Here is a 6,603-nt window from a genome sequence, read left to right on the forward strand (position 1 = left end):
TGTGGTTTGATACAGGATTCATTGTAATGCTCTCCTTTAGATCTTATAGCCCTGGCTGCTTATGGATATATTCTTTTCAAGTGATGTATCTTTTGAAAAAACTGTAGCTAATGCTGCAATTCCATATGCAAACAACAAATACCTAAAACCAATAGTAAACGAACTAGCCGTCAGTTCACCCGAGCTCTGAACACTTTGAGCCATGGCAACACTACAAAGCAAGGGAATGATTGCAGCCCCCGCCATATTAAAAAAGTTACCAATTCCTATTGCCGTTCCTGTCAAGGGTGTGGGATACAACTCTTTCATCAGAGTGAATATTGGGCCAGAGCTAATACCTGCTAACAACCCGCTTAATAGAAAAATAAGGGCAATATGCCAAGGCAATAAGAAACTTGTATAGAAAGCAAACGGTATCCATAAAAAAACAGAACCTAGACTACCAATGAGCATAGGCAATTTACGGGAATGAAAAACCTTGTCCGAAAGGATTCCACTGAAAGGTAAGCTTAGTAATTGGCCCAAAGATAACAACATTATCAAATAACCAGCGGATATCCTGTTCATACCAAGAATAGTCATCAAATACGGCCCTGCCCACAAACTTTGAAAAGCCATTGCAGCACCGTAAGCAAAGAAATTCCGTATGGCGATAGGCCACATACCCCATTCGGAGAGTACCCATTTCATCGCCAATTTTGAGCTGATTTGTCTTGGTTTATTATCAGATTGTTTTAACATTTGTCTATCATCGAGCAAAAACCAGGTAGCAAAACCCAGAACTAATGCGATGACGCCCATCATAAAGTAAACTGTACGCCAATCAAGAAATTCGACTAGGAAGGCTAAGGGTACAGAGGCGCAAAGAATCCCTATTATCCCGGAAAAAACCAGCAGACTTGTCAATGTTGAGAATATTTCAGGAGGAAAATAACTTGCAATAAATTTTTCCGTAGGAACAAAAATACAGGATACAGACAGCCCTATAAGAAGCCTCGAAATAAGGCTTAATTGAAATGTCGTTGCCAGGGCGAAGATAATCGAGGCAAAGGAGGTTAGCAGCAGCATTGCAGAGACTAAACGTTTAGGTCCAATACGATCGACTAAAATTCCGACTGGGAACTGCATTAGAGCGTAAGGGTAAAAGTATACCGCTGCCATAATAGTCATTTGTGAAAGGTTTAAATTAAGATCCTCAATCAAACGATCTGCCATAATGGCAATAGAAACCCGGTGAAACATTGCTAGAATATATCCTAGATAAAGTATGAGCAATGCTCCCCTGAGACGCAAATTGACCTTAAAAAACATTTCTTTATATGAAAAATCCTTTGTATGTTTTGTTTCCAAGGCCTAATATCCTCTCTAAAAAACTGAATACGTAATTGTCATGACTTCTTAGTTAAGGCCTAAGAAGAAATTAGGGTTACAAACCCTAATCTCTCCAATACATTAATAAAATCGGCTAAAGGTACATAGGTCTCGAATAGGCATCGGCAGATTAGTTTAGGAGATTTAGGTGAATATGGGCTATCCCCGATAGTACTCTCTTATCCTTCTCATTTAACGCTTCTAAATCGCATATTAAGGTTTGTTCAGATCTAGCCCTTATAAAACCTGTTAATCTAATCCTGTCTCCGGGCCGAACCATTCCCACAAAACGTACATTTAGCTTCCCTATCCTACCCTCATTACCCATCCATTCGGTTAACATAGCAGCCATTTGAGCCATCGTAAGCATACCATGAGCAATTACTCCTCCCAGGCCAGCTTGGCGTGCATAGATATCATCCAAATGAATAGGATTAAAGTCTCCCGAGGCTTCCGCATACTGGCGTATTTGCATGTTACTTGGAACCCATTCTCGAACTGGTAATTGATCAAAGACCTGATGACTATGCAGATTTTTCATTGTTCACCCTCTTTTCCAGGGAGATAAGCCTAGCTTTTGGTTGAGTTTTATGACTTTGATCGAAGCCATTTCCAATTCTGGATCGAGAACACTAGCCAACATATATTCGTTCAACGCTTCATGTAAATGTCCCGCTTGCTCTTTGACAATACCCTCACCTAAATGTCTCATTGCTAAACTCTCATGATCTATATCATCTGGGTTATGTCCAATATGCACAAGTTAACCCCCTTGTTGCACACGAAATACCAACTCGCATAATCCACTGTCATTTAAATCCTTACTACAGAACATATCCAAGCTCAGACTAGTCTTTTCAGCGGCAACTTGGTTGGCTGCTAAACAAAAAACATGACAGTTATTGAGCCTTTTTTCGGCGAACATTTTGCCAATACTACAGTTAAAATTTCGAAATTTTAGTGCCTTGGTCGTCGCCTCTGTGACTGTCCATGCATCTCTTGGGCGCAAAGTCAGTATTCCAAGTTCAACATAACGTTCAAAGACATGGGGAAAGCTTATTCCAGTCTGCTTAGCAACACGTTCGATCATCTCCGCCGTTCTGTCCCGAAAAGTATCGGAGTCAGCTTCATTAATCAAGAGGTTCATAAAGGCTTTCCCCCGGTTTATTAGATACTCCTCGCTGGTTTCTCCCTCAGAATCAAATAGACTTTCTAATGGGAATTCCTCCATAACTTTATAGATTAGTTCCTTTGGCATATCGTATTTATAATCTTGACCTGGGTTTATTTTGAGTCGTCGGTTGCCAGCTACTTCAGTGCTGGGGTTGCCTTTGACTTTCTGCAAAACTTTAAAATCCAAAGCCATACGAAACTCCCCTTTATTTTATATTAAAGCCAGATCTTTTTAGATATTTAGACATTTCGTTCTTTCAATTGCGCTGCCCGTTCCTCTTTATAAATCTGTGCTAATTGATCTTGAGCAACGAATTCCAAATTAATCGCCCCTGTAGGACAAACCTCAATACAATCTCTACAACCAGAACATTTGTCAAAATAGCGACCAACAATTTTATATTCTTTGGGATCTGTCTCCCGACCTTTCCATTTCTTCGTAGGACCACATACAAAAACCACGGAGGGACAAACACTTAAACATTGGCGACAGCCTAATGGATCTTTGCATAAATCATAGTCTATCTTGATTTGAGCAATCATCAATTTTCCTCCTTATTACCAGTTTTCGGCCAATCCCGGCAGACTTTCTCGGTTTAATAATTCTATTGCTCCGCTCGGGCAAGCCGTAACACATAAGCCGCATCCAAAGCATTGATCCATATCGACATAGGCCTTGTTGGTATAAACCTCAAGGTTAAGGGATTTAAATTGGCATCGTCCTAGACAGCTTTTGCATCCAGTACACGTTTCTCGATCTACTTTAGCTACGGTATGCCCCTTTAACAAGAATTTAAAATCATAGTCAAGTCTATTGCGAACTGCAACACACCCTGGATACTCACACATGCATAGTCCCCCTATATAGGGTGTTCCGAAAACATCAACCGTCTGAACCCGCCCCTCTTTGTGGTTCATCATGGCCCATTCCTTCGCTTCTTCTGGAGTTAGGAACTCGACCCCCCCACGGTAGGTTTCTGGCCAACGTTCCCATTTATACATACCCGGACCAATACCCATGCAAGTGAAATTTTCGTCATCAGGCATACCCCGCTGAACTCTACGACAACCACACGTCATTTTTACTAATGGATAGGCTATGTCTAAAATCTGCAAGTACTCATCGAGGGTGACAACCTGTCCGAAATGAGTTTGATAGGCATGTTCTAAAGCCTCACGTTTAATATCTTCTTCCCATTTTAGGTCTCCGCTGATTCGTGCTTTAACTAACTCCGCAACAACCCCTGCTCCCATACCTGCAGCCTGCGGATCTACATCTGCACCTGAAGCCTCATGTCCTTCTTTACGCACCTTATAAAGACGACGTGCATAGTTTTCTGGGTTAAGATACCACTTTTCTCCGTTACCATATTTTTCACATACCCAACACATTTTGAGTCTCCTCCTTCTTCTTGGCATAAAAGCTTCCTTTACGCAACTGACTGACTAATTGGGCCTCGTTTAAGACCGGATAATCAAATACAGTAACACAGGAGCCAACACTGAGTGTACTATGAGCATCACTACCCCCAGTTCCCTTTTTGCCTAAAATACCTGCTGCCTTTTGCGCCGCTAGAATTTCTTTCCAACTGCTACGTCCATTGAAAGTTTCCAATGTATTTACGAAGCTAAACACAGATCTCCTACATAGTTCCTCAATATCTATCGGCTCTAAACCTCGTTCTTCCCTGGACAAAGTTGAAACTCCAAAATCCATGCGAAAAGGATGAGCGACAACCATTACTCCTCCTAATTCTTCGACCCTTAAGGTTAATTTGGAAAGGTCCTCTCTAAGGTGAAGTAAGGGCTGATGAACACCATAAACCAAAATTTCGCCGACAGGGGTACTTAATTCTACCCCACTATATACTTGAATCCCGCTCTCATTATGCAATTTAGCTAAATTACCTGGATCCCAGCAGTAATCATGATCTGTGATACAAATTCCACTTAAACCTTTCTTACACGCAGCCTGCACCAAATCCTCCACAGTCATACGGCTACAAGCAGAACCTTGGCTGGAGTGGGTATGTATGTCAAATTCCATGCTCATATACCAAATCCTTCAATTAATTGGTTCTTACAGTTTAATGCAAAACTAATGCCAACTAATTCTCTCCAGCGATTTGTTTATCCAATATAAGCCTTTTTAACTTCTTCATTACCTGACAGTACATCACTTCGATCATGCATGACAACTCGACCGTTTTCTAATACATAACCACGATGAGACACCTTCAAGGCCAAATGGGCATTTTGCTCTGCTAAGAGAACTGTCTTTCCGGCCTTATTCACAATCTTTACCGCATCAAATACTTGCTGAACTACTATGGGAGCTAGACCAATTGAGGGTTCGTCTAACAACAACAATTCCGGATCAGACATGAGTGCCCTTCCTATCGCCGCCATCTGTTGCTGTCCACCGCTTAAAGAACCTGCTAAATCGTTTTCTTTATCTTTCAGGACAGGGAATAATTCATAGACCATGGTCAAACTCTTTTTTATACCGTCTTTATCTTTACGCCGGACATAACCCCCTAAGAGTAAATTCTGCTTCACCGGCATATGCGAAAATAGAGCCCGCCCTTCCAGGCATTGGGATATCCCTAAGTTTACCATCTTAAAGGCTGGCAATTGTTCAATTTTATGACCCTTAAACTCAATACTTCCACTCGTTGGCTTTAGTAATCCGCTAATCGTCCGAAAAAGCGTTGATTTACCAGCACCATTGGCCCCTAATAAGACGACAAACTCTCCCTTATTGACTTCTATGTTAACATCTTGTAATGCAAGATAGCTTCCATAGGACACATTTATTCCAGATAATTTAAGCATCCTTGGTCCCCCCTAAGTAAGCTTCTATTACTCGGTCATTGTTATTAATTTCTCTTGGGGTTCCTTCAGCAATCTTCGTACCATAATTTAAAACCATGATTCTGTGCGCCAAATTCATAACCATCTGCATCTTATGCTCGATTAAACACACTGTAATCCCAGAATGTTGAATTTTCTCAATTAACTTCACTAACTCGCTGGTTTCTCCATGATTAATACCCGCAGCCGGCTCATCCAGCAACAGTAAGCGCGGTTCAGTCACCAGGGCCAATCCAATAGCTAAGCGTTTGGCGGCCTCTTGGGAAATGTTTCCAACCGGTTGATTCTTCACCTCGTTGAGTCCTATGAATTCTAAGATCTCCCCCGCTTTTTCCCGGCTCGCTCCTTCGTCCCTCCGCGCACGCTTGGTATTAAAGATGGCATCGAGCATTCCCATTTTGGTTTTAGATCGATAACCAATGATCAAATTGTCCAGTACTGTACTATCTGTAAAAAGGTTCGTGGTCTGAAAGGTTCTACCTATACCGCTGCAGGCAAACTCGTGAGTTGGAGTGCCTGTCATATCCTTACCCATAAAACTAATTCTTCCGGAACAAGACGGATAGAAACCGCTGATGAGATTAAAAAATGTCGACTTTCCGGCCCCATTAGGTCCGATAATGGCTACAATTTCCCCCTCTTCGATCTCAAAGTTCACCTTGTTTAAGGCGGTCAGCCCGCCGAAGTTTTTAGTTAAAGCCTCGGTTTTTAGCAGCATGGCTTTCTCCTTTCGACGGCAGGTTTGTTCCTGACTTCTTTTGGTTAACCCGTTTCTCTAACTTGGCTTTTAATGACTTCGTTGCTCCTACCAGCCCTCCTGGGAAGAACTTAACGATTACGATAAGCAGTGCCCCGAAGACAACCATCCGATATTCTTGCATAAACTGGAGGCTTTCTGTGATTCCTGAGGCTAAGAGGGTTCCCACTAGGGGCCCGGCTATGGTCGCTTGCCCTCCTATTAATAGAAACAGCAAGAATTCAAAGGTTAGATGGGTTGCAGCAATCTCCGGACCTAAAAACCGGATATAGCTCGAAAACAAGGCCCCTGCAATACCGGTAAAGAAGGCTGCAATACCAAAGGCCAGTAACTTGCTTTTCATGACATTAATCCCCAGGGTAGCTGCTAATTCTTCGCTGTTACGAATCGATTTGAAGGTTCGACCGACAAGGGAGGAAACGATTCGA

10 protein-coding genes are annotated in these 6,603 nt (G+C 42.1%); all 10 read right to left on the reverse strand.

From position 1 onward, the window contains the following. Positions 1–36: 36 nt before the first annotated feature. Positions 37–1,350, reverse strand: a complete 1,314-nt coding sequence (locus HGJ98_RS09325) for an MFS transporter (RefSeq protein ID WP_291350797.1) — start codon at positions 1,348–1,350, stop codon at positions 37–39. Between the two features lie 151 nt (positions 1,351–1,501). After that, positions 1,502–1,912 (reverse strand): MaoC/PaaZ C-terminal domain-containing protein, encoded by a 411-nt coding sequence (locus HGJ98_RS09330; protein WP_291350798.1) that lies wholly within the window; start codon positions 1,910–1,912, stop codon positions 1,502–1,504. 3 nt (positions 1,913–1,915) lie between these two features. Beyond that, positions 1,916–2,131 (reverse strand): hypothetical protein, encoded by a 216-nt coding sequence (locus tag HGJ98_RS09335; protein WP_291350799.1) that lies wholly within the window; start codon positions 2,129–2,131, stop codon positions 1,916–1,918. A 3-nt stretch (positions 2,132–2,134) separates the two neighbouring features. Next, positions 2,135–2,737, reverse strand: coding sequence for a hypothetical protein (locus HGJ98_RS09340; RefSeq protein ID WP_291350800.1), 603 nt, complete (start codon positions 2,735–2,737; stop codon positions 2,135–2,137). A gap of 47 nt (positions 2,738–2,784) precedes the next feature. Then, the gene (locus HGJ98_RS09345; protein ID WP_291350801.1) at positions 2,785–3,087 is read right to left on the reverse strand and encodes a 4Fe-4S dicluster domain-containing protein; all 303 of its coding nucleotides are present in this window, start codon (positions 3,085–3,087) and stop codon (positions 2,785–2,787) included. 15 nt (positions 3,088–3,102) lie between these two features. Further along, a complete protein-coding gene (locus tag HGJ98_RS09350; RefSeq protein WP_291350802.1) occupies positions 3,103–3,936 on the reverse strand; it encodes a 4Fe-4S binding protein in 834 nt (277 codons plus the stop codon). Beyond that, on the reverse strand, positions 3,920–4,597 hold the full coding sequence (locus HGJ98_RS09355) for a PHP domain-containing protein (RefSeq protein WP_291350803.1): 678 nt from the start codon (positions 4,595–4,597) through the stop codon (positions 3,920–3,922). The genes HGJ98_RS09350 and HGJ98_RS09355 overlap by 17 nt, the downstream gene beginning before the upstream one ends. Positions 4,598–4,674: 77 nt before the next feature. Continuing rightward, entirely contained in the window at positions 4,675–5,379 is a 705-nt protein-coding gene (locus HGJ98_RS09360; RefSeq protein ID WP_291350804.1) for an ABC transporter ATP-binding protein, read from the reverse strand. Then, the gene (locus HGJ98_RS09365) at positions 5,372–6,136 is read right to left on the reverse strand and encodes an ABC transporter ATP-binding protein (protein ID WP_291350805.1); all 765 of its coding nucleotides are present in this window, start codon (positions 6,134–6,136) and stop codon (positions 5,372–5,374) included. Before HGJ98_RS09365 ends, HGJ98_RS09360 begins: the two co-directional genes overlap by 8 nt. Continuing rightward, the coding region (locus tag HGJ98_RS09370; RefSeq protein WP_291350806.1) for a branched-chain amino acid ABC transporter permease at positions 6,108–6,603 on the reverse strand (496 nt) is incomplete at its 5' end. The genes HGJ98_RS09370 and HGJ98_RS09365, both read right to left, overlap by 29 nt.

The sequence above is a fragment of the Desulfosporosinus sp. genome, from assembly GCF_014237355.1.
Lineage (GTDB): Bacteria > Bacillota > Desulfitobacteriia > Desulfitobacteriales > Desulfitobacteriaceae > Desulfosporosinus.